Source organism: Aestuariimicrobium kwangyangense DSM 21549 (assembly GCF_000421525.1).
GTDB classification, from domain to species: Bacteria; Actinomycetota; Actinomycetes; order Propionibacteriales; family Propionibacteriaceae; genus Aestuariimicrobium; species Aestuariimicrobium kwangyangense.
In genome coordinates this window covers 311,614-337,435 of record NZ_ATXE01000001.1, presented here as the reverse complement: position 1 = coordinate 337,435, position 25,822 = coordinate 311,614, and the positions used below count along the sequence as shown (strand labels likewise).

Here is a 25,822-nt window from a genome sequence, read left to right as displayed (position 1 = left end):
GGGGGGACCTGTGCTGTGGGGTGATCGTTCCTGGGGGGGAGCGGTTGGGGGGCTGTGCTTCGGGAGGGATCGGTCCTGCGGGACCGGTCCCTGAAGCCTTTACGGGTGGCCACCCCATAGCCGCGCCCGGCCTCGTCCACTACGACGCGACGTCGTAGATTCACCCCCATGGCCCAGCTCACCGCACCCCCCGAGCGTCTGCACCCGGCCGCCCCTCCGCGGCGCCACCTCGACTTCGACCAGGCACCGTTCATCGCGATCTGGGAGACCACGCAGGCCTGCGACCTGGCCTGCAAGCACTGCCGCGCCATGGCCCAACCCCTGCGCCACCCCCTCGAACTGACGACGGACGAGGCCAAGGCCATGATGCGCCGACTGCGCGAGTTCGGGCAGATCGTCTTCGTGTTCTCGGGAGGCGACTGCTTCAAGCGTCCCGACATCGTCGAGTTGGTCGGCTATGGGGCCGAGCTGGGCATGCGGATGGGCATCACGCCGGCCACCACCGCCATCGCCACCCCGGAGCTGCTCCGCGAACTCAAGGACGTCGGTCTCACCCGACTGGCGGTCTCCCTCGACGGGTCGAACGCCGGTCTGCACGACGAGTTCCGCCGGGTCGACGGGTCCTTCGATCACGGCCTGAGGCTGCTCCGACAAGCCCAGGAGGTCGGTCTGACCACCCAGGTGAACACGGTCATCCGCAAGGCCAACATCGCCGACATGGACGCCATGACCGAGCTGATGACCACCTTGGGAGTGGTCTTCTGGGAGGTCTTCTTCCTGGTGCCGATGGGACGAGCCAAGGCCGATGACGTCGCCTCGGCCGAGGAGTTCGAGCAGGTCTTCAACCAGCTCTACGACCTCAGCAAGACAGCCCCCTTCGACATCAAGGCCACCGCCGCCCCGCAGTACTCGCGGGTGGTGATGCAACGCAAGCGCGCCGAGGTGCGAGCCGGTGCCGACGAGGACGTGCGTGAGGTGATGACCCGGGGCATGCACTACTCCCAGTCCGACGGCATCGGACGCGCCCGCAACGTCAATGACGGCGACGGGTTCATCTTCATCAGCCACACCGGCGACGTGTACCCGTCCGGTTTCCTGCCCGTGAAGGCCGGCAACATCCGCGAGGACGACATCATCGACATCTACCGCACCGCACCGATCTTCCGTGAGCTGCGCGACCGCACCCTGCTCAAGGGCAAGTGCGGGGTGTGCGGGTTCCGCGACGCCTGCGGTGGCTCCCGTGCCCGGGCCTACGCGATGACCGGGGACCACCTCGCCGAGGAACCCTTCTGCGCCCACGTGCCACCCCAGCTGCGTGAGGGCGTCCATCAGGCAAACCGGCGCCCCGTCGCAGGTCCAGCGACCCGCTGACGCGCGAGCGGGCGGTGCGACGATCCCCCGACGTCGCACCGCCCTGGCCCCCCGCGCTGGAACTCAGACGGGAAGTCTCTCCGACTCGCAGGCCGCCGCCCCGTACGAGCCGAGGTAGTGCACCACCACGTGGCTGGTGTCGTTGTCGAAGTCGTTGGCGTAGTCGACCCCGAACTGCCCGGAGTCACCGACCTCGGTCTTCACGGTGAACGACTTGCCGCCGTTCGACACCACCTCGATCAGCACCACCCCACCGCTGGTCACCCCGGACTTGTCGTCGACGTAGACCACCTGCCCGGTGGTGTAGTGCACCCCCACCCGACCCGGCACCACCCTCGTCTCCCGGCCGGCGTCGACACGCATGCCGACCCCACCGGTCAGGGTGAGCCCACCGCAGTCCGACTCGAACGGACGCGCCGCCCAGCCCGAGATGCTGACCCGGTTGGGCTCCTTGTAGAGCCGCCCCGGCGTCCGCTCCTGCTGGTGGTCGTCCCCGCCCTGGGTCCACCAGTCCGGGTGGCCCCACAGCGCCTCGTCCCAGACCTTGATGGGAGCCTGGCCGTTGGCCGGCACCTGCACCCACGTGTGGTCGATGAAGATGCGGTGCTGCGGGTGGGTCTGCTGCACCCGGGCGAAGACCCTCGTGCTGTCGGAGAACGGGTTGGCCAGCAGCACCTCCGCGCCAACCCTCGACGACGGCGAGGCCGACGACGAGACGAACCGCGTGTAGTTCGACCTGGCCTCGTTGTTGAAGATGTTGTTGTCGACGATGGCCAGGTTGCCCGGGTCCTGGTAGAGCCGGATGCGCACGATCACGCAGTAGTGGCGTCCGTCCGCCGCGGCCGGTGCCCACGGTGCGGTGAACTCCACGACGGCGTTGGGACCGATGTCGCGGGTGTCGGATCCCAGCGGCACCCACGGGCCGTCCCCGGTCGTGTACTCGGTGACGAAGAAGTCGACCACGACGCCGCGTGCCAGCAGGTCGCCAGAATTGCGCACCTTCGCCACCACCGTGTTGTCGTGACCCAGCCACGGCACGTTGAACTGGGCCGGGTCGGCGGCGGTCTTGGCGTTGCGCACCTCGATGTCGGGGCTCTGCCAGTCGGGGTCACCGGTCCACGGACGAATCCCGGGTTCAGGTTTGCCGTTGGAGCCGTAGGAGACCTTGACCACCGCATTGTCGACATCGGTCGAGACCACCTCGACCTTGAGGTCCATCTGGGTGCCGGGGTCCTTCTCCTCGAGGTCGGCCCCGTTGCCCAGCAGCGGTCCGTCACCGTCGAGGTCCTTGCGCACGAACACGATCGGCGGACGGGCCATCGGCGCCGTGAAGCTGTCGGAGGTGACGTCGGTGATCACCACCCGACGATCGGTGAGCAGGGCGTCCGAATCGGCGCCGGCCTGGATGGCCCGGTACTCGACGTAGTAGTTCCAGCCGTCGCCCAACCTGATCTCGATGGCACGCACCCGTCCTGCGGGAGGGGCACCCAACTCGGCCGCGTGCAGGGTGACGTTCTCGGCGACCGCGCTCGAGCCCTGGAAGTTGTACAGCTTGAGGTGTGCCGGGTCGACCCAGCCCATCCGCATCTTGTTCGAGATGGTGTAGTGCGGCAGGTGGTTGCGGGAGCCGGCCATCATGTCCCAGTCGCTGGTGAGGCGACCGTCGATGTCGGCGGAGTACTCCGGGAAGGAGTACAGGTCGGGCAGCCCCAGGGTGTGCCCGAGTTCGTGCGACAGGGTGCTGTGCATGTGTCGTCCGTCATGGGCCGCGAAGTCGAGCGGCACGTAGGCGAACGCCAGGTCGCGCATGTCAGTGGTGACATTGGTGCCGCACAGCAGGGTGGCGTGGTCGTTGGCGTGCGGCCACACGAATCGCGCGGGCGGGCCTCCGGCGGCGTCCGGCGAGGCGACCACCACGATCAGCACGTCGACGGCGAACAGGTCGGCCCGCGTGATGACGCCGTCGGTGATGCCGCGGGTGACGATCGACTGCAGGGTGGTGCCGATCGAGGTGAACCGATTGTCGGTGACCACACCGGCCGAGTTCGTGGTCTGCACGAAGTAACTGCCCCAGGCGTTCGGCAGGTTGATGGGGCCGTAGGTCTGCGAGTTGTGCACTCCCAGCGTCATGCCCACGGCACCGCCGAAGTTGGAGTTCTCCTCGTAGTAGTCTCGCGCCGAGCGGGTCGCGGTGCCGGTGGCGAACCCGGTGCTGACGTGCTGCAGGATGCTCGTCCGGTTGTCGGCCAGCGCCGGGTCGGTGGTCGGCCATCGTCCGCTGGAGGTGTCGACCATCAGCACCAGTGAGCGCCACGTGCCGGTGTGGGGACGGGTGTTGATGTTCTGGGGAGTACCAGGGCCACCACCCCACCCGGAGTCACCGCCGAAACTGCTGGCGATGTTGACGAACCCGGCCGGTCCGTGATCGGCGTGCTCCCAGAGGTCGGTGATCTCGAACTCGGCGTGGGCGAGTTCGGTGCCGGTGGCGATCTCGATCATCACGACCTTGTGCACGCCCAGCGCGCCACCGACCACCAGCAGCGGGGTCGGCTCGGCGGCGCCGTCCTGTCGGGTGTGCGAGACGATGCCCGCGTCGGGTCCGTCCGGCACCTCGAAGCGCACCTCGTGCGGGGTCAACCCACTGGTGCCCAGGTCGAAGTCGAGCTTCACCCACGAGCCCACGAAGATGGGTTCGGACGGAGCCACGATGGTGGGATCGGCCTTCAGGTCGGCGAGGGCGTCGACGGCGGCGATCACCTCGGTGGTGACGACCCACCAGCCGCCACCACTGCGTCCCTGCACTTCGAGCAGCGTGCCCGGGAGCGTGGCGGAGGTGAAGCGTTCCACGGTGCCGGTCGCGGGGGTGACGGTACTGATCTCGGACGAGGCCGGGTGCGTCACCGCGACCACGGAGCCGTCCTCCGAGACGCCCAGCCGTCCGACGCGCGGCAGTCCGGTGGCGATCGGGGTCAGCGTGGCTCCTGCCAGGGTGCTGACCTGACCGCCACCGATCACCAGCGGGTTCGTGGCGACGTAGGTGACACCGGACGACTGGGCCACTCCCACCACTCCGGCGAACCCGAGGTTGCTGCTGGTGGCGTTGTCGAGGTCGACCTGGGTGAGGGTGCCGCGTCCGCGCAGCCGGACGTTGAGCCAGCCCGGGTCGAGCGGGCCGAAGCGTCCCCAGCCCGGTCGTCCCCATCCGGGCCTGCCCCACGGGCCGGGCACCGGCGGACGAAGGGGTGGTCGCAGCGGCGCCGCCGTGGTCGGGGTGACCACCAGGGCGGCTCGTCCCAGGGGGCTGAGCGCCAGCTGGTCGTAGCCGTCGCGGGTGTCGACCACGGTCTGGTCACCCGACGCCGGGTCATCGGGGTCGAGCCTGAACAGGACACCGTCGGCCCTCGATCCGTACAGGTGGTCGCCGAGCGCGAGCCCAGTGGCCGGTCCGGAGAGGGCGACCGCGGGGGCGTGGCTGCCGGCGAAGTCGACGGTGCTGAGGGTGTTGTCTGCTTGGGCGACCCAGATCAGGCCGCGATGGTTGTCGACCGCTGTGGCACTGATGCCGGGAAGGGTCGCGACGATGGTGAGCATGAGCTTCTCCTGACACGTTGGTGGCGCTTGGAGGGGAGGAGCACGGGGGGTCGCCCGTGATACACGCCGAAGGGGCGTGTGCCGTGCTCGTGGCGGGGACGTGGGCGAGTCTTGGGTGGTGACCCAAGGTGGGCACACGACGTGAGGTGAGCCATGTCCGAGGACGATGCGAGGGCTGCCCTGGCCCAGAGCTGGTCAGGCGAGAGGTTTTCGATCGAGCGACCCGGTCAGGGTTGGCGCAAGGAGTGCTGGGTCGCGCGCTCCGCCGAGCGCAGCCTGTTCGTGGCGTTCGACGTCCCCGTCGCTCCCCTGAGACGGTTGGCGGAGCTGGGGGTGACACCACGCATCACTGCGCATGGGCAGATCGTAGGCCGCTCGTGGCTGGCCCAGGAGTGGATCGACGGACATTCCCCCGACCGCGCCTGGTTGGGTCGCCACGTCGACCAGCTGGGAACCCTGTACGGACTCGTCCATGGTGACGCCATGTTGCGGGAGATCGTTGCTGACAACGGCTTTCGCGGACGACGCCCGACCGCCGCCTCGGAGGCCGCTCAACTGCGGGCTCGCCTCGCGAGACGCAGCGAACCATGGCTCAACACCGAGGAGGTGTTGTCGTCCGCAGCGCTCTTCCTCGACCGGGCGGCGCAGCTGGTGGACGGTCCACTGGTGCCGACCCATGACGAACCCAACACCTCGAACATGCTCGTGTGCGACGACCGTCTGTGGCTGCTCGACTGGGACGACATCGTGCTGGCGGACGCCTGCCGCGACGCCGGACCGCTGCTGTGGTGGTACCTGCCCGAACAGCAGTGGGCGGAGGTCTTGGCGGCGATGGGGATCGAGTTCGATGAGCAGTGCCGGACGAAGCTCTACTGGTACGCGGCGCGGATCTCGCTTTCCGTTGCCCTGTGGTTGGCGGAACAGGGGATGGGGGAACTGGGGATCGCGGAGAAGGGGACCGTTCAACAGGGGGTGGGCGAACCGGCAGGCGACCCCGATCACGGCTTCCTCGCGGACTTCCGAGCCGCGGTCAGGGGTGAGCCGAACCCCCGTGGTGGGAACTGAGGACTCGCAGCGGTCTTTCGGAGTTGCCCACAGCGCCTGTGGACGAATGCCCCCAGCCTGTGGACAGTCCCCCCAGACCGTCTCAGGCGCCGGGCCTGACGGGCATGTCGACCGTGGGAGGTTCGATCGAGGCCTTTCGTCCGTCGAAGGTCACCCGCCCCAGCCACAACTGGCGCCCCACGGTCTCGTCGCCCACCGATCCCGGCGGCCAGGCGTGATAGGCCGTCCACCACTGGTCGCCCACCTTGAACAACTGGTTGTGACCAGGGCCCGCGGCGACGTCGTTGGACGTCAGCAGGGGGTCGGGGTCCTTGGTGAACGGCCCGGTCGGCTTGTCGGAGACGGCGTGCCCGACCCCGTACTTGTCGCTCCAGAAGCCGTTGCCGGAATAGAAGAGGTGGTAGACACCGTCGACCTTGACGACCGCTGGTCCCTCCACCAGCGGACCCTCCCAGGCCTGGTCCTGCTTGAACAGCCTCGTGGGTGTGCCGACCACGTGCAGCCCGTCCTTCGACAGCGCCTGCACCTTCATCCAGGTGTCGGCGCTGATCGCGTTGCCGTCGTTCTTCCAGTAGAGCCAGGCGCTGCCGTCGTCGTCGATGAACGGCGAGGCGTCTATCGATCCGCCCTCAGTGGTCTCGCAGATGATCGGCGCCGTCGACACGTCGGTGTACGGGCCGGCAAGGGTGGCCGACGAGGCGACCGACAGGCACTGCAGCGCGGGATCGGGTGACTTGGTCGTGTAGTAGAGCCGGTAGCCACCACCGGGCCAGGCGATGATCTCGGGGGCCCACACCTTGCCCGAGGACGACCACTCGGCCACCCGCGGCAGGGCATCGTCCCCCTGCTCCCAGCTGACGAGGTCGGGGCTGGTGATGGTCTGCACGTTCATGCCCGCCCCGTTGGTGGCGATGGCCAGCCAGTGGTCGCCGTCGCGGAGCACCTGCGGGTCGGGGAAGTTGAACGCGTGGACGGGGTTGGTGAATCCCATGGTGGCCTCCCGGCTCGGTGCGGTGGTCGCCGGTGGTGGCGGTTCGGTGATGGTGGCGCCCCCCGATGGCGACCCGCATGCTGCCAGCACGAGGCAGGCCGCCAGTGCGATCGCTCGCGCGGCCAGCCCGCGCGACACCGGCATGAGGTTCTGGAACATGGGTGCTCCTCGGGAGCTGAGGTGCAGCGCTGCAATGCTGGGGCCACTGTGCAATGCGCCGGGGTCACCTGTCAGCGGATCGGCCGAGATCGGGCGCCGGCCACCGGAACTGCCGAACCGGGTGAAAGGTCGCGTGCGCCCACCGCCGCGACCCGGAACCGGCTCCCTCTTCACCCCCATCGGGTGTGAAGCACTCGATCAGAAGGTTCACGGTCAGAAGGCTAAAGTCAGCACCATGGCGGCTCGATTGAGGGACGTGGCCGAGCTGGCCGGCGTCTCGGTGAAGACGGTGTCGAACGTCGTCAACAACCAGCCCCACATCCGTGCGGCCACCCGCGAGCGGGTCGAGGCCGCCATCGCCGAACTGGGCTATCGTCCCAACCTGTCGGCCCGGCAGTTGAAGAACGGACGATCCGGTTTCCTCGCGCTCGTGGTGCCCGAGATCCAGTCGCCCTACTTCGCCGACCTCGGCGCCAAGTTCAGCGCTGCCGCCAGTGAACGCGGGTTCTTCACCCTCTTCGAGACCACCCACGGGTCGCTGAACTCAGAGGAGACCATTTTGCGCGGGCTCCCCCGGCTCGCCGTCGACGGCATCGTCTTCTCACCCCTGGTGGTCGACGCGGCCACCATCGAGGAGCGCGCCACCCAGACACCGATGGCCCTGCTCGGTGAGCGGGCCGTGCCTGCGGGGGTGCCGCTGGTCAGCGTCGACTCGGTGCGGGCGTCCCGAGCCATGACCGACCACTTGATCGGGTTGGGACGCCGCCGGATCGCCGCCATCGGGCGCGAGGTGCTCGACCCGCAGGGACAGGCCACCTCGTCGGTTCGCCTGCGTGGCTACTCGCAGGCGCTGACCGAGGCGGGGCTGCCGCTCGTCGACAGCCTCGTGGTCGGTGTCAGCGAGTACTCCCGGCGCGACGGCTACCGGGCCATGCAGCAACTGCTCGCCATGGACGAACCCCCCGACGCCGTCTTCTGCTTCAACGACCTGATGGCGATGGGCGCCATCCGAGCCTGCCATGAGCATGGCCGCCGCATCCCCGAGGACATCGCCATCGCCGGGTTCGACAACATCCCCGAGGGACGATTCTCCGTGCCCACCCTGACCACGATCGCCCCCGACATGGACGCCCTGGTGGCGGCGGTGCTGGACGAACTCATCCCTCGCATCAACGGCACCGTCGCGCGCGACCACGGCGCTCGGGTGCACGTCCCCTGGAGCCTCGAGGAGCGCGAGTCGACCGTCGGTGCGGCGGCCCGGACCGGGTCCGGCGACTGATCCGATCAATCTCCGTGCCGTGTGAACCGACGGCTGCCAGGCCGGCTCAGGCGACGGGGAGGCGCTCCCGGCAGACGGCGAGGTCGGCGATCAGGTCGTCCACACCATTGGGCCACGCGCACTCGAGTGAGAAGCGTCCCTGGTAGCCGGCCGCGACCAGGGCGTCGGACACTTCGAACACCGCGTCGGCGTCGCGGTGCACCGGCAGCCGGTCGTGCCCCGACAGGTGCACGTGTCCGATGCGTCCGACCTGGGCGACGGCATGCGGGGAGGTCAGACCCTCGCTGAACAGGTGGTACGTGTCGCACACCATCCGGTTGCCGAGTCCGTGCTCGTCGAGGTACTCGGCGGTCTCGCCGAGGTTGTTGAAGACGTTCGACTCGGACTTCCGCAGCGGCTCGAGGAGCACCTCGAACCCGACGGCGGCGAACCGCTGGGTGGCCTCGCCCACCACCTCTGCCAGCCGGGCCAGCCCCACCTCACGCTCGACGTGGGCCGGGATCGTCCGGCTGGCACCACTGCCCAGCACGACCCAGCCTCCGTCGCTGACCGCCGCCAAGGATTCAGCGACGCGGTCGAGGTGCTGGGTGATGTGCTCCAGGGGGGTCGCAGGATCGGCCAGGGCCAGGTCGCCGGGAAAGAGCACCGCCGCACCCTTCACCGGCAACCCGCCCAGCCCGTCGGTGGCGCGCGGGAGCACCACGGTCCGTCCATTCTCGGATCCGACGAAACGACCCATCAGGCAGGGCTCGACGAAATCGGCGTCGAGGGTGTCGGGCAGAACCATGGACGGGTTGATCACGCAACCGAGTGAAGCCATGAAACGATTCAATCAGGCGGCCCGGCTCACCCGGGAGGTGTTCAGCGCGAAAGATGGCCCGAAGCCGACTCGATCGTCCCCGCCTCGTGGCGCACCACCACCTGGCTGACCGTCACCGGGTCGAACTGGTGCAACCGTCGGACGCCGACCGTGCCGCCGTGTGCGAGTTCACGCCCCTCCGCGGCGAGGACGGCCCGCTGGGTGACCCCCTGAGTGGCCGCGACCCCGTCCCACGCCCAGACGCGGTGCTCGAAGATCTGCTGGCCATCCTCAAGTTGTTCGTGCAACCAGAGGGCGTCGATGGTGACCGGTGACGGGAAGGTCAGCATCGTTCCTCCGTCGACCGGGGTGACGGTCGCATCGAACCGATCGGCGAACCGCCGCTGGAGTGCATCGGTCCACTCCTGCACCCGGGTGACGTCCTCGTCGGGGATCAGCCCGCGGTCGTCCGGCGGAAGGTTGAGCAGCAGACCCGCCCCGAGCCCCAACGAACGATCGTGGATGTACATCAGGTCGGCCAGCGACCTGGGTCGTTCGTCGGCGTGCCAGAACCAGCCCGGACGGATCGACACGTCGCACTCCGGTGGCAGGTAGACGTCGGCGTCGAGGTCGAGGGCGGCGTCGGTGTAGTTCGACAGGGCCGTTCCGCGGGCGACGTAGACGACCGGGTCGGCGGCGACCCCGTCCTCGTTGCCCACCCAGCGGATGGTGGGCCGGCCCATGTTGAACACCATCGCGTTCGGCTGCAGGTCGTCGACCACGGCCATGATCCGGGCCCAGTCGTAGGTGTGCCCGTCGGACCCGGCCCCGTCGAACCAGATCTCGTGCAGGTCTCCGTAGCCCGAGAGCAGTTCGGTGAGTTGGGCCAGGTAGAACTCGTCGTAGGCCGCCTCGTCGCCGTAGCAGTCGGCGTTGCGGTCCCACGGCGACAGGTAGAGCCCGTACGCCAGCCCGTGCCGGTCGCAGGCCGCGCGCACCTCGGCCACCAGGTTGCCCTCGCCCCCGCGCCACGGCGAGTTCTTCACCGAGTACTCGGTGGTGCGGGTGGGCCACAGGCAGAAGCCGTCGTGGTGCTTGGCGGTCAGCACGACGTACCGGGCACCGGCGAGCTTGGCCGTGCGCACCCATTGGTCGGCGTCCAGCGCGGTCGGGTTGAACGAGGCCGCCGGCAGGGTGCCGTCGCTCCACTCGAGGTCGTGGAAGGTGTTGAGTCCGACGTGGATGAACACGCCCATGCCGTCGCGCTGCCAGGCGAGTTGCTGGGGGGTCGGCCGCTGTTGGGGGGTCGGCCGTTGCTCGATGGGCCGCTGGGGCAGGGGCTGGAGGTTCGCAGGAGGCACGGGTTCCATCCTGACGAAGCACCCGCGTGACCGGTCCACCGGTCAGGGAAACGGACGAGGCCCCTGCGCAGGTCCACCGCTGCTCGCGGCAGACTGCTGCCATGGAGCCAGCCGCAACCCTCGACGTCGCCGCCCGTTCGGCCCGCTTCGCCGAGCAGGAGACCACACGCCACTCCGCCGTCTACACCGCCTGGGCCCTGGGACTGAGCTCCGACCCCGAGACCTGCGCCCTGATCTCGACCCGGCCGCCGCGCGAGCGCCAGCCCAACCTGGTGTTCGCAGCCGCGCGTTTCGTCGACCCCGCACTGGTGCCCGCCGACCAGACCGAGCCACGCCCCGACGAGTACGGACGATTCCGTGACAGCCTGCACGCGCACTGGCCGGAGGTCGTCGCGGTGATGGGGAGCCACCACACCCAGACCAACGAGGCAGCCAGGGCTGCGGTCCTGCTACCGGCTGTGGACAAGGTCGTCCAGAACTGTGGAAAACCCGTCGCGCTGATCGAGTTCGGCGCCTCGGCGGGGCTGGTCCTCAACCCTGAACAGTTCCGAATCCACTACGTGAATCGCGCAGGGCAACCGTTGGCCACGCTCAGCCACGACCGCGTGCCCACTCCGGTCGGTGAGGTCACCGTCCGCTGCCTGGGGTCCACAGCTTGTCCCCAGGGTTTTCCACAGATCGGATGGCGGCTGGGGGTCGACATCAACCCGTTGCAGCCGTTCAATCCCGACGACGTGCACTGGCTGCGCACCCTGATCTGGCCCGGCCAGGTGGATCGGCTGGCCCGGCTGGACGCCGCCCTCGAGGCCTTCCGACGCAATCCGGTGCGCGTCCTCCCCCGTGACATCACCCGCCCGGGCGTGCTGGACGAGGTGCTCAGGCTCGTCCCCCGCGACGTCGAACCGGTGATCGTGCACTCGGCCGTGCTCGCCTACCTCGAGGAGGACGAGCGTGCCGCGTTCGCCGACCGCATGCTGGCGGCCGTCGCCGAGCACCGTTGCCACTGGATCTCGAACGAGGGACAGCAGGTGGTACCCCAGATCGCCGACGCCTTCACCACCGAATTCCGCGAGGGTCTGCGCAAGGGAGCTTTCGTGATCGCCCTCGACGGCGTGCCCCAATACCAAGGGGATGGACACGCTGGCTGGATACTGTGACCGCGTCACATGACGTCATCGCCGCTTGTGTCCGCCACGAGGGTTGGCTGTTAGGCTCACACCGCCCGCACGACGTGGTCGGGCGCCGCAGCACCAGCTGTCCCGTCCTTGGAGGTCTCACCCCATGCGCCTTGGTCTCGTCCCGCTCGAACTCGGACTCAGCACCGGAAACCTGACCATCGTCGTCGTGATCGCTGCACTGGCGGCCGTGGCCATCGGCATGTCGCTGAAGTTCCGCGCCGAGGTGCTGCGCGCCGACGAGGGCACCGTGGGCATGCAGACCATCGCCAAGGCCGTGCAGGAGGGTGCCGCCGCCTATCTTGGTCGCCAGTTCCGGACGCTCGGGTGGTTCGCGGCCCTTGCCTTCCTGGCCCTGCTGGCGCTGCCGGCCCATGGTGACGGGAACCCGTGGCTGCTGCGCATCGCCCGCTCGATCGCCTTCGTCGTCGGTGCCTCGTTCTCTGCCCTGATCGGCTGGCTCGGCATGTGGCTGGCCGTCCGCGCCAATGTCCGAGTGGCCGCCGCGGCACGCAGCCAGGGCCGCAACCCGGCCATGAAGATCGCCTTCCGCACCGGCGCGGCCGTCGGAATGGCCACCATCGGGTTCGGACTGCTGGGTGCGGCGCTGGTGGTGCTCATCTTCCGCAATGACGCCCCGACCATCCTCGAGGGATTCGGCTTCGGCGCCGCCATGCTCGCCATGTTCATGCGCGTCGGCGGTGGCATCTTCACCAAGGCCGCTGACGTCGGCGCCGACCTGGTCGGCAAGGTCGAGCAGCACATCCCCGAGGACGACCCCCGCAACGCCGCCACCATCGCCGACAACGTCGGTGACAACGTGGGCGACTGCGCCGGCATGGCGGCAGACCTGTTCGAGTCGTACGCGGTCACCCTGGTCGCCTCGCTCATCCTGGGGCGGGCCGCCTTCGGCGAGTACGGCCTCGTCTTCCCGCTGATCATCCCGGCCGTCGGAGTGATCACCGCGGTGGTCGGTGTCTACCTGACCCGTCCGAAGGTCGGTGAGAACGGTCTGCGGACGATCAACCGCGCGTTCTACCTGTCGGCCGGGATCTCGCTGGTGCTCTCGGCCATCGCCTCGTACGCCTACCTGCCCTCGACCTTCCAGGCCATGGGCGTCGACCACAGCGGTGGGTTGGACGACCCCCGACTGGTCGCTCTCGGCTCGGTCGCCGTCGGGATCGTGCTGGCCGCCATCATCCTGGCGCTCACCGGGTTCTACACCGGCACCGAGGACAAGCCCGTGCAGGACGTCGGGAACACCTCCGTCACCGGCGCGGCCACCGTCATCCTGTCGGGCATCGCGCTCGGGCTCGAGTCGAGTGTGTTCACCGCGGTGATCATCGCGTTCGCCGTCTTCGCCGCCTACCTGCTGGGCGGCGGCGGAGTGGTCGGACTCTTCGCGATCGCGCTGGCCGGCTGCGGCCTGCTCACCACCGTCGGCGTGATCGTCGCCATGGACACCTTCGGCCCGGTCTCCGACAACGCCCAGGGCATCGCCGAGATGTCGGGTGACGTCGACGGTGAGGGCGCGCAGATCCTCACCGAGCTCGACGCCGTCGGCAACACCACCAAGGCCATCACCAAGGGCATCGCCATCGCCACCGCGGTGCTGGCCGCGACCGCCCTGTTCGGATCCTTCACCGATGCCATCGCGAAGGCACTGGACGGTGCTGCCAGGTACCGCGAGTTCGAGCTGCAGTCCGTGGTGTTCTCCCCCGCCGTGCTGGTCGGGTTGATCATCGGCGCGTCGGTCGTCTTCCTGTTCAGCGGCCTGCTGATCCAGGCCGTCGGACGAGCCGCCGGTGCAGTGGTGTTCGAGGTGCGGCGCCAGTTCAAGGAGATCGTCGGCATCATGGACGGCTCGGGCCGTCCCGAGTACGGCAAGGTCGTCGACATCTGCACCCGCGACTCGCTGCGTGAACTGGCCACCCCCGGGATTCTGGCCATCGCCGCCCCTGTCGCCGTCGGGTTCGGGCTGGGAGCGCCGGCTCTGGCCGGGTACCTGGCCGGCGCCATCGCCTGCGGCACGCTGATGGCCGTCTTCCTGGCCAACTCCGGTGGCGCCTGGGACAACGCCAAGAAGCTGGTCGAGGACGGTCACCACGGTGGCAAGGGGTCCGATGCCCACGCCGCCACCGTGATCGGTGACACGGTCGGTGACCCGTTCAAGGACACCGCCGGACCCGCCATCAACCCGCTGATCAAGGTGATGAACCTGGTCGCGGTGCTGATCGCCCCGGCCACGGTCGCCATGTCAGACCTGAACGGCACCCCCAGCACCTGGCGTTACGTGATCGCCGTGCTGGCGGCCGTCATCGGCATCGGTGCCGTGGTGATCGCCTCGAAGCGGGGCACGGCGCTCAAGGGCACCGAGGAACCGCATCCGGGACTGGACGGGCTCCCCGGCAACCACGGCTGGGAGGCGGAGCACCAGTTGCCGCACCACATCTCCCCGGTCGCTCCCAAGACCGACTGAGGCTCGTCCGCCTCTGCGTGTCCGGAGCGCGAGGGCGTGCGGGCAGACGCCCGGGTCAGATGACCTCGATGGTCGGGTAGTCGGGCATCCACATGTGCTGCAGCACGTCCTGCACCGGGTCGGTCAGCTCGACGGTGGCGATCCCCTCCTCGGCGGCCGCGGCGGCCACCTCGAGGGCGACCTTCGCCGAGACGGCCCGGAGGTTCGCCACGCTGGGCAGGATCGGCGAGCCCGGGGTGCGTCTGGTCACAGCGGACGCCGCCGCCCGGGCCGCGGCGGCGATCATGTGATCGGTGACCTTGGTCGCCCGCGACACCACCACCCCCAGCCCGAGCCCCGGGAACACCAGGGCGTTGTTGGCCTGCGCGATCTCATGCACCACGCCGTTGTGCTCGACGTCGCCGAACGGTGATCCGGTGGCGATCAGGGCGCGGCCGTTCGTCCACCTCAACAGGTCGACCGGTTGCGCCTCGGCCTTCGAGGTGGGGTTCGACAAGGGCATGATCACGGGCTGGTCGCAATGGGCGGCCATCGTGGTGACGACCTCCTGGGTGAACGCACCCGCCTGCGCCGAGGTGCCGATCAACATGGTGGGCCGCACCGTCGTGACGACGTCGGCGAGATCGAACTCGCCGGTTCCCGTCCACTCAGCGACCTCCGAGGCCGGACGAGCGAACCGTTCCTGGAAGTCACGCAACTTGGTGCCCTCGCGCAGCAGTCCCCGTGACCCGAGCCCCCAGAACTTGGCGCGGGCCTCGTCGGGACTGGTCCCCTCCGAGACCATGATGTCGACCATCAGGTCAGCCACCCCGATGCCGGCGGTGCCGGCCCCGTGGATGACGATCCGGTGGTCCGACAGCTTCGTCCGGGAGCGACGGCAGGCCGCGAGGGCCGCGGCGACGACCACGGCGGCCGTGCCCTGGATGTCGTCGTTGAACGTGCACACCTGGTCGCGGTAGCGGGTCAGGATGCGGTGGGCGTTGTCGGCCGAGAAGTCCTCCCAGTGCAGCAGCGCCTTGGGGTACATGCGGGTGGCCGTCGTCACGAACTTCTCGATGAACTCGTCGTAACGTTCACCCCGGACGCGGCCGTGCCGCTCGCCCAGGTAGTTCTCGTCGGCCAGCAGGTCGAGGTTGTCGGTGCCCGTGTCGAGCACCACCGGCAGCACACGGTGCGGGTGGATGCCAGCGGCAGCGGTGTAGACGGCCAGTTTGCCGACGGTGATGGCCACCCCGCCGACACCCTGGTCGCCGATGCCCAGGATGCCCTCGGAGTCGGTGACCACGATCAGGTCGACGTCGTCGGCCCGGTGGCTCCAGGCGCCCAGGGACTCCTCGATGTCGTCGGGCTTGTCGATGCTGAGGAAGATGCCCTTGGGCTTGGAGTACCAGCGGCTGAACTCCTGGATCGCCCGCCCCACCGTGGGGGTGTAGATGATCGGCAGCATCTCCTCGATGTGCTCGGCCAGCAGCCGGTAGTACAGCACCAGGTTGCGTTCCTGCAAGGCCTCGAGCATCAGGTACTTGCCGAGGTCGCCGGGTGCCATCTGGTACTGCTTGTACACCCGCCGCACCTGGGTCTCGATCGAACTGACCCGCGAGGGCAGCAGCCCGGTCAGCCCCAACTGGGAGCGCTCCTCGTAGGTGAACGCGGTGCCCCGGTTGATCATGGGAATCCCCAGCAGGCCTCGTCCTCGGGCCGCGATGCGCACCTTCTCACCGGTGGGGGTGCGCACCAGCAGGAAGTTGCGAGGGGTGGGCAGGTCGCCCGGTTCCTGGGTGTCGGGTGAATCGGGCGCGTCGGGTGAATCAGGCGCGTCGGGTGAACCGCTGGGCGTCGGTGCCTCGTTCATGGCACGACCCTAGTCCCAGCGGAACGCTCCGGCACCACCGGGGGAGCAGGCCTCGTCCGACACGCAAACTCTCACCGTCGGCACAGACTCTCGCGTCAGACGCGTGCAGTGTGTCCCGGAATGAGAGTCTGCGGCGATGGGGCTCGATCACCAGTCGATGACGGCGGGGAAGAACTCCGCGAACAAGTCCTCGTAGTAGGGCTTGAGTGCCTTCGGATCAGGACGGACGTCCGTCTTCGTGTAGAGGTCGTACTTGTTGAACTCCAGCACCCAGCGCATCATCTCGCGGTCCTGCTCGTTGGTGAGGTGCTGATAGGCGCCCTCGCGGTGCCACGGGTAGAACGAGTGGAACCGCAGCATGTACTGCGCCTCGACCGGCAGGTACTTGCGGGCGACCCGGTAGATGTACTCGTCGTGACCCCAGGTCATCTGCACGTTCTCGAGACCGCAGCCCGGCTCGTAGATACCGGTCGGAGTCTGGAACTCCGGCTTGTTCGAGTCGGGGTTGTCGGCGAAGAACTCGCTGAACACGATCTTGTCGGAGAACGGGTGCCCCAGCACGTAGGTGTCGCCCACGACAGCCCACTGCGGTTCGCCCCACAGGCACAGGATCTTGCCGAGGTCATGGATCGCTCCGGTGGCCACGAACCAGCGCGGGTGACCATCGGCGCGGATCGCCTCGGAGGTCTGCAGCAGGTGCTCGATCTGGGTGGCATCCGTGTCGGGGTCGGAGTCGTCCACCAACTCGTTGAGGTACTCCATCGCCTCCCAGACGCCCATCCGCTTGTGGTTGAGGCCGCCGTACTGCTCGACCTTGCCACGCGCGAAGTCGTAGGTCTGGTTGATGTGGTTGAGGCGGTAGAACTCCCTCACCGAGGGGCGCACCTCGGCTGCGTAGTCACGGAACTTGTGCTCGCCGGCCGACTCCTGTGTGGGGTACCGGTCGTGCAGGTCGTCGTCCCATTCCTCCATGTCGGCCGAGAGTGGGCCCGTGCTGGTGGTGGTCATGCACCAACGCTAGGTCGGCCGCCCACCAGATGGAAGAAATCCCACACAATGGCGACCACTTCCGGTGAGCGCGGGCCGCACATGAGGGCGCAAGTCCGGACGCCGAGAGGAACCGATGTGCGCTCGACAAGCCCAAACGCGTCCTGCAGGTAGAATCGCCCGATGCAGAGGATCGTTGATGCAGTTCTGGCCGTGATGGCGGCCATCGGTGCACCGGGAGTCGGGGTCGCGACGGCGGCCGAGACGGTCTTCCCCCCGATCCCCTCGGAGGTGGTGCTGCCGCTCGCCGGTTTCGCAGCCAGTCAGGGCAGGTACGGACCGGTCGAAGCCATCCTGTGGGCCACCGCAGGGTCGATGGTCGGGGCACTCACCCTCTACTACCTGGGTCGGGCCTGGGGCGAGGAACGCCTCACCCGTGCCTTCGACCGACTGCCGCTGGTCGAGGGCAGGGACGTGACCCGATCCGTCGACTGGTTCGCCAGGAACGGGCGCCGTGCCGTGCTGGTCGGACGCTTGGTACCCGGGGTGCGCAGCCTCATCTCGATCCCCGCCGGCATCCAGCGGATGCCGCTGCTGCAGTTCTGCTTCTACACGCTGCTCGGCAGCGCGGTCTGGAACGCCCTGCTCGTCATCGCCGGATACCTGCTGGGACAACGCTGGCACATCGTCGAGAACTACATGGGAGTCTTCTCGACCGTGGTCTACGTGGTGATCGCGCTGCTGATCGGGTGGTTCGTCGTGACCCGGCTGCGCCACCGTCGGCGCAGGGACCGGCGGTCCGACCACGAGGTCGTGAGGGCCGAGGAGTCCGCCGCTGTCGACTGATAAGCCATGGCCGCGGAAGCGCCGGCCGGCAGCCTAGGATCGCTCACATGGCAACTCTCGTGCTCACCGTCATCGGCGACGACCGCGCAGGTCTGGTCAAGGCCCTCGCCGACGTGGTGTCGAGCCACGGCGGCAATTGGTCACGCAGTCAATTGGCCGAACTGTCGGGCAAGTTCGCCGGCATCGTCGAGATCGAGGTGGACGATGCCCGCTCGTCCGAACTCGCCGAAGCACTGGCCCCGCTACAAGGTCTGCTCGACGTGGCCGTCCACACGGGAAGCCCCGCACCTTCCGCGCCGCGCGAGGCCATCGGCTTCGAACTGGTCGGCAACGATCGTCCGGGTCTGGTGCAGGAGGTGACCGGCGTGCTGCGCGACCACCAGGTCTCCATCGACCGGTTCGAGTCGGCCATCGTCGATGCCCCGATGGCGGGTGGACGCCTCTTCCGCGCCACCGTCACCGCCCACGTCGACGACGCCACCCACGCCGAGGCCGCCGTGGCGGCCCTGCAGAAGCTCGCCGGCGAACTGATGGTCGACCTCGACCTGCGCTGAGCGCTCGCTCACGCGCCCAGCCGCACCCACGCCCTCGACCTGGCCCGCAGCAGCAACCCGACCATCCTCGCCACCAGGAACCAGCCGAAGGCCAGCCACAGCGCGACGATGCCGCGGCTCCCGATCATCGACTCGGCCCCGGCGTGCAACCACACCAGCACAGGCAGGTAGACGGCGAGCACGATCACCTGCAGCCACGCGAGCGCTCGTCCGTCACCGGCGCCGATCAGCACCCCGTCAAGCACGAAAACCACCCCCGCGACCGCTTGGTAGATGGCCAGTGTCAGCAACCCCGCCGCGATCCGCTCGCGCACCTGCGCATCGGTGGTGAACAGCCCCGGCAGCAGCCGGTGGGTCGCCGCCAGCAGGGCAGAGAGCCCGAGGCCGCCCCACACTCCCCACCAGGTCAGTCGCCTGGTCAACCGCACGGCACCCTCGGAATCACCGGCCCCCAGGGCCGTCCCCGTCAGGGCCTGGGCAGCGATCGCGAGCGCGTCCAGCATCAGCGCCAACATGCCGAACATGGTGAAGACGACCTGGTGGGCCGCGAGCGTCTGGTCACCGAAGCCTGCCGCCGCCCAGGTCGTGGCCAGCATCGCGACCCGCAGCGCCATGGTGCGGACGAGCAACGGCACCCCGCCGAGAGCCGCGCGCCAGACTCGTCCGAGATGGGGACGAAGCGTGGCCCTGGCCTCGATGGCCCGACGGACGACCACCGTCACCAGCGCCGCAGCCATGGCGTTCTGGGCGATGACGGTGCCCCACGCCGAGCCCGCGATGCCGAGACCGGCGACGAAGATGAGCAGGTAGTTGAGCACGATGTTGGCGCCGAAGCCGAACACGGCGGTGACCAGCGGGGTGCGGATGTCGAGGAACCCGCGCAGGGTGCCAGAACACGCGAGCACCGCCAACATCGCCGGGATGCCCAAGGTCGAGATGCGCAGGTAGGTGGTGGCGGCGGCCACGGCGTCGGGTCCTGCCCCGAACCATCCGCTGACGGTGGGGGCGAACACGGCGGTGGGTACCGCGACCAGCAGTCCGAGACCCAGGGCGAGCCAGAGACCGTCGAGGCCGGCGGCCAACGCCCGGTCGGGTCGTCCCGCGCCACGCTGCCTGGCCACGACCGCCGTGGTGACGTAGGCCAGGAAGACGAAGATGCTGACCGCCGTCGACAGGGCGGCGCCCGCGACTCCCAGCCCAGCGAGGGCGGGTGTGCCGAGGTGCCCGACCATGGCGGTGTCCGCGAGCAGGAACAGCGGTTCGGCGACCAGGGTGGCGAGCGCCGGAACCGCAAGCGACAGGATCTGGCGTGGGCTGCCGGTGGTCTCACTCACGGCGTCATTCAAGCAGCCCCCCGGCGTCGCCTGGGGACGACCGCCACCTGTGGATGCGCGCGTCACCGTCGCGGGGGCCGGTTCGCCAGCCCTACTGTTGGCGCATGACTGACGCCACCAGGACTTGGGCCATCGTGTACAACCCGACCAAGTTCGACGACCTCGAGACCGTGCAGCAGCACCTCACTGAGGTTGCCGCCGACCTCAACTGGCCCGAACCGCTCTGGATCACCACCACCGAGGAGGATCCGGGGGCGTCCATGGCCCAGGAGGCGGTCGACAAGGGCGCGGAACTCGTCTGCGCGATGGGCGGGGACGGCACCGTCCGCCACGTCGCCGGAGTGCTCAGCGGCACCGCCGTCGTGCTCGGACTGTTGCCCGCCGGCACCGGCAACCTGCTCGCCCGCAACCTCGGCCTGCCGGTGGACGACATGGACCAGTGCCTCACCATCGCCCTCAGCGGCGACGACCACACCATGGACATCGGCTGGGCGACCTTCGGCGATTCCTCCAAGGAGGAACCCTTCGTCATCGCCGCCGGCATCGGGCTCGATGCCGACATCATGGCCGAGACGGACGAAGACCTGAAGGCCAAGGTCGGCCGCGCCGCCTATGTCGCCAGCGGGGTGAAGGCGCTGGCCAAGCGTGGTTTCGAGGCGACCGTGACGGTGGATGGCACGAAGCGTCCTGCGACCCACTCGCGGATGGTGATGGTGTGCAACTCACCCTCCATCGGCGGCGGCATCGATCTCGCCGCCGACGGGGCCATTGACGACGGCGAGTTCGCCACCGTGATGGTCTCGCCCAAGGGAGTGTTCGGGTGGGCGTCCGTGGTCGCCGACATGATCACCGGTCACCGCAAGGGTCATGGACGAGTGCAGGAATGGGCCGGGACCGAGGTCGTGGTCGAGGTCTCGGAACCCACCCCTGCCGAGGTCGACGGTGACTCCATCGACGAGGTGACGCGGTTCGAGGCACGCATGAACGCCGGTTCGCTGGTGGTACGGGTGGCCGCACCGGAGGAGGAGCACTACCCCACCGACGAGATCATCGAGAACCAGGCGGACTGATCGGGGCTGCGCGGTCGAGAGTCTCGAGACCCCGGGCTGCACCCCGCTCAGGCCTCCGCCTCAGCCTTGAGCTGGGCCAGACCCTTCTCTACGTCGGGGCCGATGATGGCGTCCATCGAGCGGATCTTCGACAGCACCCGCATCACGGTGTTCAGTTCACCCTGCATCGCCCACGTCACCTTCGTACCGCCCTGCACCCGGACGAAGCTGAAGCGCACCGTCGAGGTCGCCGGGAACGGCTTGAGGAAGGCCAGATCGATGGCGATGGCCTCGTCGGTGACATTGGTGATCTTCATGCGTCCCGTGCCGGCCTGGGTGTTTCCTGACCACTCATACTCGGCCCCGGTTCCGCTCGCCGGCCCGCGGTAGGTGCGTTCCAAGGAGGGGTCGAGATCTTCCCACGGTGACCAGGTGGCCCAGTGCTGGAAGTCGTTGACCAGTGCGTGCACCCGCGCCACATCGGCCGCAATGATGATCGATCGCGCCACCGCCCAAGGCTTTCCCATGGGTCCGATTGTTCCACGGCGCCCGGTCGCCGAGGCGAGCCCCAGCCAAGCTCCCTCCACCCAAACTCCCCAGCCAAGCTCGTGAGGCAATCGTGCCGATCGTGTCGGCTGACAGCGATTGTTGCTCCCCGGCCGTGACTTTCGCCGCCAGAACGCACGATCGGCACGATTGCCCAGTGTGACCAGTGGATCGGAGCGAGCGGTGGGCATCCATCCCCCTCGAGGACAACGCGGCTAGGTTGAGGAAATGGAACAACGACCCCTCGGCGGCACCGGCCTCACCACCTCCGTCCTCGGCTTCGGCGGCAGCGAACTGCGCGCCAAGTCCCTCACCGACCAGGAGGTCTCGACCCTGCTCAACGGCCTGCTCGACTCCGGCATCACGCTGATCGACACGGCCCACTGCTACGGCGACTCCGAGAACAAGATCGGCACGCACCTCTCCCACCGCCGCGACGAGTACGTGCTCGTCAGCAAGACCGGCCACAAGATCGCCGGCGTGGACGACTGGACCCCCGCCGCCACCCGGGCAGGTGTCGAGGAGTCGCTGCACCGGCTCCGCACCGACCACCTCGACGTGGTGCTGCTGCACGGACCGCGTCCGTTCGGCGACCAGCAGGCCTCACTGCTCGACGAACTCGACGCCCTCAAGGCCGAGGGCAAGGTGCGGTTCACCGGCATCTCGAACGACGGCGACAGCCTGGCGTGGGGGCTCGCCAGCGGACGCTGCGACGTGGTCGAGTGCTCGGTCAACATCGCAGACCAACGCAACCTGCGCGAGATCCTGCCTGCGGCCACCAACTCCCCCGGGGTGATCGCGAAGCGTCCGATCGCCAACGCCGCCTGGCGTGACACGGAGCGCCCAGTGGGCTCGTACCACGAGGACTACTGGGACCGGCTGGCCAAGCTCGCCTACGAGGTCGACCTGCCGATGGACGAGTTCGCCCTGCGGTTCACCGCATACGCACCGGCGGTCTCGGTCTCGATCGTGGGCACCATCAAGCCCGAGCGGTTCAGCCACAACCTGGCCATCGTCGAGAAGGGCCCGCTGCCCGACGACGTGTTGGCCCACGTCGCCCAGCGCTGGCAAACCGCGGACGAGGGCTGGGACTCGCTCGGCTGAGTCCGATCACCTCGCCGGCGCTCGGTCGAGGAGGTGGACGACCAAGGGTCGGCGGCGGTCAGGTGACCACCGCCGACCCTGAGTCCTGTTCGGGCCCTGGTGCGGCTCAGCCCTTGTCGGTGTCGCGCATGGCGGTCAGTGTTGCCATGTCGTCGTCCGAGATCTCGAAGTCGAGTTCGGCATTCTGCGCGATGTGGTCGGACGAAGTGGCCTTCGGCAGCACCACAGCACCCATCTGCAGCAGGTAGCGGATGCACAACTGGGGCGCACTCACCCCGTAGCGGGCGGCGATGTCACTGATCTCGGGATGGTTGACGATCAGCCCGTGCGCGAACGGTGAGTAGGCCTCGACCACGATGTCGTGCTGCTTGCAGGCGGCGACGGTGTCGGAGGGGTCGAGCCCGATGAACCAGCGGATCTGGTTGACCGCGGGCGTGATGGTGCACGCCGGCAGCAGGCTCTCAAGGTCGTCCGGCCCGAAGTTCGAGACCCCGATCGAGCGCACCCGTCCGTCGGCGACGAAGTCCTCCATCGCCTTCCAGACCTGCTTGTTCTCCTCTCGGCAGTCCTTGCCGATCTCGTCCCACGGCCACGGAGCGTGGATCAGCAGCAGGTCGAGCTGGTCGATGTCGAGTTCACGCATGGTGGTCTCGAACGCCGCCACGGCCGCCTCGTGGCTCTTGGCCTCCGCGGGAATCTTCGAGGTCACATAGATCTGGTCCCGGGGGATCCCGGAGTCACGAATGGCGCGGCCGACCGATGCCTCGTTCTGGTAGGCCCGGGCCGTGTCGATGTGGCGGTAGCCGAGGCGCAGGGCCGCCGAGACCGAGGTGTAGCACTCGTCCCCCTCCTCGAGCAGCCAGGTGCCGAAGCCGATGGTGGGAATGCTGGTGCCGTCGTTCAGGGGTAGCGATGAAGTCAGTTCCATGCCTCCATCGCACCACGGACGAGCCTCCCGTGGGAGGTATCGGCTGGGACGCTCAGCTGGCAGCGAGCCGGAACTGGTCGTCCGCCGGATGCACCGGCTCGGGCTCCTTGCGCACCGCCGACGCACACAGCACGGCCACCGCGAACAGCGCCGCGATCACCCACAGCGCCTTCAGCAGTCCCACGTCATCGGCCAGGTTGCCGATGGCGGGAGGGCCGGTCAGGTTGGCGGCGTACCCGATGACCGCGACGAAGCTCACCCGGGCGGCCGGGTTCGGGCCCGAGTCGGCGGCTGCGCTCATGCCCAGCGGGAACCCCATCGAGACACCGAACGCCCACAGCAGCACGCCCACGGCGACCAGGAGCCAGTGGTCGGTGAGGATGAACAACGCGATCCCGGCCAGCCCCAGCACGCTCGTGACACGGACGGCCCGGGCTCGTCCGATCCGGTCGACGACCGGGCCGCCCAAGGCACGGGCCAAGGTCTCGGAGGCGGCGAACAGCACCAGGAACAGGCCGGCGATGGCCTCGGGCTGGTGGTGTTCGGTGCGCACCGCGAGCGTGAGCCAGTTGTTGGCCGAGCCCTCGCCCAGTTCCGAGCCCAGCATGACCAGACCGATCAGCACCAGACGCACGTCCTTGACCGAGGCGAGAATGCCGCGGGCGCGCTCTCCCCACGTGACCTTCTCGGCCGGGGTCTCGGGTGCCTCGTGCGAGGGGACGCCCCACGACAACACCCACCCACCGGCCGCGACCAACGCACCCTGCAGCGGCAGTTGGTACTCGACCGGCAGTCCGAGAGCAGCGCTGCCGGCCCCGATGCCGGCTCCCACGATCACTCCCGCCGACCAGGCGGCATGCATCAGCGGCATCAGGGTCTTGCGGAACTGTCGTTCGACCATCGATCCCTCGACGTTGATCATCACGTCGAGCGAGCCGATGCCGTAGCCCGTGAGGGCGAGCGCGAGGATCACCATCACCGGCGAGTGCAGCGCGCCGGCGCCGAGACCGATCAGGGCCACGCCGGCAGCGACGATGAACAGGCTGGTGCGAATGCCCTTGCGGGCACCGAACGTGCGGTGGATCCACGCGGACGACGCGAGTCCGGCCAGGGCACCGACGGTGGTGCCGATCAGCATGGTGCCCAAGGTGCCCTTGGAGACACCCAGGTCGGCCTGGATGCTCGGGAGACGGGCCCCGAAGGCCGCGCTCGCGACGCCGCCGAGGGCGAAGGCGGTGATGATCGCGTTGCGCCAGTTGACCAGGGCGTGGCGATCGAGTTGGGGGGTGCTCACCGCAGAAGCCTAGGCCCGAGCGAACTGAATGGGCATCAAGTATTCATGGATGCGCATCGGGTGCGGGTGAAATCCGCGGGGCGCGTGAGGGGAGGTCCGCGGAGTGGCGCACCTGATCCACAGCATCGGGTGGCACTCTGGCGGCTGTGAATCACCTGAGTTGGCTCGAAGCCGCCATCATCGGACTCCTGCAGGGAGTGACCGAACTCTTCCCCGTCTCGAGCCTGGGCCACAGCGTGCTGCTGCCGGCCTGGGTGGGCGGCCACTGGCACCGCGACATGGACGTCTCCGCCCCCGAGTCCACCTACCTCGCCTTCATCGTCGCCACCCACGTGGCCACCGCGATCGCCCTGCTGCTCTACTTCCGACGTGACTGGGTGCGCCTCATCCGAGGGTTCTTCACGAGCATCGCCCACCGACGCATGCAGACCCCGGACGAGAAGCTGATCTGGCGCCTGATCGTAGGCACCATCCCGGTGGGGCTGGTGGGTCTGCTCTTCGAGCACTGGCTGCGGACGAACCTGGGGCGCCCCCTGCCGACCGCCGCATTCCTGGCCGTCAACGGATTGATCATCCTGCTGGTCGACGCCATCGTCCGGCGTCGTGGCGACGTGGAGCCCGACTACGTGGACGAGCGGGTCAGCGGTCCCGAGTCCGATGCCCGGCTGGCCAACCTCACGTGGGGGCAGACCCTGCTGATCGGTTCCTCGCAGATCCTGGCGCTGGCTCCCGGCATCTCGCGCTCCGGGGCGGCCCTGTGCGCGGGGCTGCTGAAAGGGCTCAAGAAGGAGGATGCGGCCCGCTTCTCGTTCCTGCTGGCCACCCCGGTCATCCTCGCCGCCGGTGTGCTCAAGCTGCCCGACCTGTTCAGCCCGCTGGGGGACGGCATCCGCTGGCAAGCCCTGCTGGGCGCGGTACTGGCCGGCATCGGCGCCTACGTGGCCGTTGCCTTCTTCACGCGCTACGTCTCGAAGCGATCGCTTCGTCCGTTCGGTTTCTACTGCCTGGTCGCCGGTCTCGGCAGCTTGGTCTGGTTCCTGGCGCGCTGAGGCGGCCCG

20 protein-coding genes are annotated in these 25,822 nt (G+C 68.7%); 10 read left to right on the top strand and 10 right to left on the bottom strand.

All coding sequences use genetic code 11. From position 1 onward, the window contains the following. Nucleotides 1-168 precede the first annotated feature (168 nt). Nucleotides 169-1,371 (top strand): TIGR04053 family radical SAM/SPASM domain-containing protein, encoded by a 1,203-nt coding sequence (locus tag H507_RS0101575; RefSeq protein WP_022908971.1) that lies wholly within the window; start codon nucleotides 169-171, stop codon nucleotides 1,369-1,371. A gap of 63 nt (nucleotides 1,372-1,434) precedes the next feature. Here the strand turns inward: H507_RS0101575 and H507_RS0101570 are convergent, their stop codons facing one another. Then, entirely contained in the window at nucleotides 1,435-4,962 is a 3,528-nt protein-coding gene (locus tag H507_RS0101570) for a hypothetical protein (protein ID WP_022908970.1), read from the bottom strand. Between the two features lie 153 nt (nucleotides 4,963-5,115). On the opposite strand from H507_RS0101570, the gene H507_RS17075 reads away from it, so the two are divergent. Then, nucleotides 5,116-6,027, top strand: coding sequence for an aminoglycoside phosphotransferase family protein (locus H507_RS17075; RefSeq protein ID WP_022908969.1), 912 nt, complete (start codon nucleotides 5,116-5,118; stop codon nucleotides 6,025-6,027). A gap of 82 nt (nucleotides 6,028-6,109) precedes the next feature. Here the strand turns inward: H507_RS17075 and H507_RS0101560 are convergent, their stop codons facing one another. Continuing rightward, a complete protein-coding gene (locus tag H507_RS0101560; protein WP_022908968.1) occupies nucleotides 6,110-7,177 on the bottom strand; it encodes a glycoside hydrolase family 43 protein in 1,068 nt (355 codons plus the stop codon). A gap of 235 nt (nucleotides 7,178-7,412) precedes the next feature. Between H507_RS0101560 and H507_RS0101555 the strand changes: the two genes are divergently transcribed. Continuing rightward, nucleotides 7,413-8,456, top strand: a complete 1,044-nt coding sequence (locus H507_RS0101555) for a LacI family DNA-binding transcriptional regulator (RefSeq protein WP_022908967.1) — start codon at nucleotides 7,413-7,415, stop codon at nucleotides 8,454-8,456. A 46-nt stretch (nucleotides 8,457-8,502) separates the two neighbouring features. Here H507_RS0101555 and H507_RS0101550 read toward each other — a convergent pair whose 3' ends face one another. Further along, the gene (locus tag H507_RS0101550) at nucleotides 8,503-9,276 is read right to left on the bottom strand and encodes a sugar phosphate isomerase/epimerase family protein (RefSeq protein ID WP_022908966.1); all 774 of its coding nucleotides are present in this window, start codon (nucleotides 9,274-9,276) and stop codon (nucleotides 8,503-8,505) included. A 41-nt stretch (nucleotides 9,277-9,317) separates the two neighbouring features. Then, nucleotides 9,318-10,616: an alpha-L-fucosidase gene (locus H507_RS13960; protein ID WP_211217281.1), complete on the bottom strand. Its 1,299-nt coding sequence runs from the start codon at nucleotides 10,614-10,616 to the stop codon at nucleotides 9,318-9,320. A gap of 101 nt (nucleotides 10,617-10,717) precedes the next feature. Between H507_RS13960 and H507_RS13955 the strand changes: the two genes are divergently transcribed. Beyond that, on the top strand, nucleotides 10,718-11,773 hold the full coding sequence (locus tag H507_RS13955) for a DUF2332 domain-containing protein (RefSeq protein ID WP_022908964.1): 1,056 nt from the start codon (nucleotides 10,718-10,720) through the stop codon (nucleotides 11,771-11,773). A gap of 124 nt (nucleotides 11,774-11,897) precedes the next feature. Further along, on the top strand, nucleotides 11,898-14,270 hold the full coding sequence (locus tag H507_RS13950; protein WP_022908963.1) for a sodium-translocating pyrophosphatase: 2,373 nt from the start codon (nucleotides 11,898-11,900) through the stop codon (nucleotides 14,268-14,270). Between the two features lie 55 nt (nucleotides 14,271-14,325). Here H507_RS13950 and H507_RS0101530 read toward each other — a convergent pair whose 3' ends face one another. Together H507_RS0101530 and H507_RS0101525 are read right to left on the bottom strand one after the other, a co-directional pair. After that, nucleotides 14,326-16,122 (bottom strand): NAD-dependent malic enzyme, encoded by a 1,797-nt coding sequence (locus H507_RS0101530; RefSeq protein ID WP_022908962.1) that lies wholly within the window; start codon nucleotides 16,120-16,122, stop codon nucleotides 14,326-14,328. Nucleotides 16,123-16,269: 147 nt separating this feature from the next. Continuing rightward, on the bottom strand, nucleotides 16,270-17,130 hold the full coding sequence (locus H507_RS0101525; RefSeq protein ID WP_022908961.1) for an inositol oxygenase family protein: 861 nt from the start codon (nucleotides 17,128-17,130) through the stop codon (nucleotides 16,270-16,272). A 162-nt stretch (nucleotides 17,131-17,292) separates the two neighbouring features. On the opposite strand from H507_RS0101525, the gene H507_RS13945 reads away from it, so the two are divergent. Next, nucleotides 17,293-17,955, top strand: coding sequence for a DedA family protein (locus H507_RS13945; RefSeq protein WP_022908960.1), 663 nt, complete (start codon nucleotides 17,293-17,295; stop codon nucleotides 17,953-17,955). Between the two features lie 47 nt (nucleotides 17,956-18,002). Further along, complete coding sequence (locus H507_RS0101515; RefSeq protein WP_022908959.1) at nucleotides 18,003-18,509, top strand: glycine cleavage system transcriptional repressor; 507 nt, start codon at nucleotides 18,003-18,005, stop codon at nucleotides 18,507-18,509. A gap of 8 nt (nucleotides 18,510-18,517) precedes the next feature. Here the strand turns inward: H507_RS0101515 and H507_RS0101510 are convergent, their stop codons facing one another. After that, a complete protein-coding gene (locus tag H507_RS0101510) occupies nucleotides 18,518-19,843 on the bottom strand; it encodes an MATE family efflux transporter (protein WP_022908958.1) in 1,326 nt (441 codons plus the stop codon). A 104-nt stretch (nucleotides 19,844-19,947) separates the two neighbouring features. Here H507_RS0101510 and H507_RS13940 point away from each other — a divergent pair, with 104 nt between their 5' ends. Then, the gene (locus H507_RS13940; protein ID WP_022908957.1) at nucleotides 19,948-20,913 is read left to right on the top strand and encodes a diacylglycerol/lipid kinase family protein; all 966 of its coding nucleotides are present in this window, start codon (nucleotides 19,948-19,950) and stop codon (nucleotides 20,911-20,913) included. Nucleotides 20,914-20,960: 47 nt separating this feature from the next. Here H507_RS13940 and H507_RS0101500 read toward each other — a convergent pair whose 3' ends face one another. Then, nucleotides 20,961-21,419: an SRPBCC family protein gene (locus H507_RS0101500; protein ID WP_022908956.1), complete on the bottom strand. Its 459-nt coding sequence runs from the start codon at nucleotides 21,417-21,419 to the stop codon at nucleotides 20,961-20,963. Nucleotides 21,420-21,666: 247 nt separating this feature from the next. Here H507_RS0101500 and H507_RS0101495 point away from each other — a divergent pair, with 247 nt between their 5' ends. Continuing rightward, nucleotides 21,667-22,542 carry an aldo/keto reductase gene (locus H507_RS0101495; RefSeq protein ID WP_022908955.1) on the top strand — a complete coding sequence of 292 codons (876 nt, stop codon included), beginning with the start codon at nucleotides 21,667-21,669 and terminating at the stop codon, nucleotides 22,540-22,542. A 106-nt stretch (nucleotides 22,543-22,648) separates the two neighbouring features. On the opposite strand, the gene H507_RS0101490 is transcribed toward H507_RS0101495, so the two are convergent. Both H507_RS0101490 and H507_RS13935 read right to left on the bottom strand, forming a co-directional pair. Further along, on the bottom strand, nucleotides 22,649-23,470 hold the full coding sequence (locus H507_RS0101490; protein WP_022908954.1) for an aldo/keto reductase: 822 nt from the start codon (nucleotides 23,468-23,470) through the stop codon (nucleotides 22,649-22,651). 52 nt (nucleotides 23,471-23,522) lie between these two features. Continuing rightward, a complete protein-coding gene (locus H507_RS13935) occupies nucleotides 23,523-24,764 on the bottom strand; it encodes an MFS transporter (RefSeq protein WP_022908953.1) in 1,242 nt (413 codons plus the stop codon). 146 nt (nucleotides 24,765-24,910) lie between these two features. Between H507_RS13935 and H507_RS0101480 the strand changes: the two genes are divergently transcribed. Beyond that, nucleotides 24,911-25,813: an undecaprenyl-diphosphate phosphatase gene (locus tag H507_RS0101480; protein WP_022908952.1), complete on the top strand. Its 903-nt coding sequence runs from the start codon at nucleotides 24,911-24,913 to the stop codon at nucleotides 25,811-25,813. The last annotated feature ends 9 nt before the right edge of the window (nucleotides 25,814-25,822 follow it).

Bases quoted from the DNA above. Each gene is read 5' to 3' on its own strand.
- H507_RS13945 (WP_022908960.1), top strand. From the start codon at position 17,293: ATGCAGAGGATCGTTGATGCAGTTCTGGCCGTGATGGCGGCCATCGGT.
- H507_RS0101490 (WP_022908954.1), bottom strand. From the start codon at position 23,470: ATGGAACTGACTTCATCGCTACCCCTGAACGACGGCACCAGCATTCCC.
- H507_RS13950 (WP_022908963.1), top strand. From the start codon at position 11,898: ATGCGCCTTGGTCTCGTCCCGCTCGAACTCGGACTCAGCACCGGAAAC.
- H507_RS0101525 (WP_022908961.1), bottom strand. From the start codon at position 17,130: ATGACCACCACCAGCACGGGCCCACTCTCGGCCGACATGGAGGAATGG.
- H507_RS0101575 (WP_022908971.1), top strand. From the start codon at position 169: ATGGCCCAGCTCACCGCACCCCCCGAGCGTCTGCACCCGGCCGCCCCT.
- H507_RS0101560 (WP_022908968.1), bottom strand. From the start codon at position 7,177: ATGTTCCAGAACCTCATGCCGGTGTCGCGCGGGCTGGCCGCGCGAGCG.
- H507_RS0101530 (WP_022908962.1), bottom strand. From the start codon at position 16,122: ATGAACGAGGCACCGACGCCCAGCGGTTCACCCGACGCGCCTGATTCA.
- H507_RS0101555 (WP_022908967.1), top strand. From the start codon at position 7,413: ATGGCGGCTCGATTGAGGGACGTGGCCGAGCTGGCCGGCGTCTCGGTG.
- H507_RS0101495 (WP_022908955.1), top strand. From the start codon at position 21,667: ATGGAACAACGACCCCTCGGCGGCACCGGCCTCACCACCTCCGTCCTC.
- H507_RS0101500 (WP_022908956.1), bottom strand. From the start codon at position 21,419: ATGGGAAAGCCTTGGGCGGTGGCGCGATCGATCATCATTGCGGCCGAT.
- H507_RS0101515 (WP_022908959.1), top strand. From the start codon at position 18,003: ATGGCAACTCTCGTGCTCACCGTCATCGGCGACGACCGCGCAGGTCTG.
- H507_RS13955 (WP_022908964.1), top strand. From the start codon at position 10,718: ATGGAGCCAGCCGCAACCCTCGACGTCGCCGCCCGTTCGGCCCGCTTC.
- H507_RS13940 (WP_022908957.1), top strand. From the start codon at position 19,948: ATGACTGACGCCACCAGGACTTGGGCCATCGTGTACAACCCGACCAAG.
- H507_RS0101570 (WP_022908970.1), bottom strand. From the start codon at position 4,962: ATGCTCACCATCGTCGCGACCCTTCCCGGCATCAGTGCCACAGCGGTC.
- H507_RS17075 (WP_022908969.1), top strand. From the start codon at position 5,116: ATGTCCGAGGACGATGCGAGGGCTGCCCTGGCCCAGAGCTGGTCAGGC.
- H507_RS0101550 (WP_022908966.1), bottom strand. From the start codon at position 9,276: ATGGCTTCACTCGGTTGCGTGATCAACCCGTCCATGGTTCTGCCCGAC.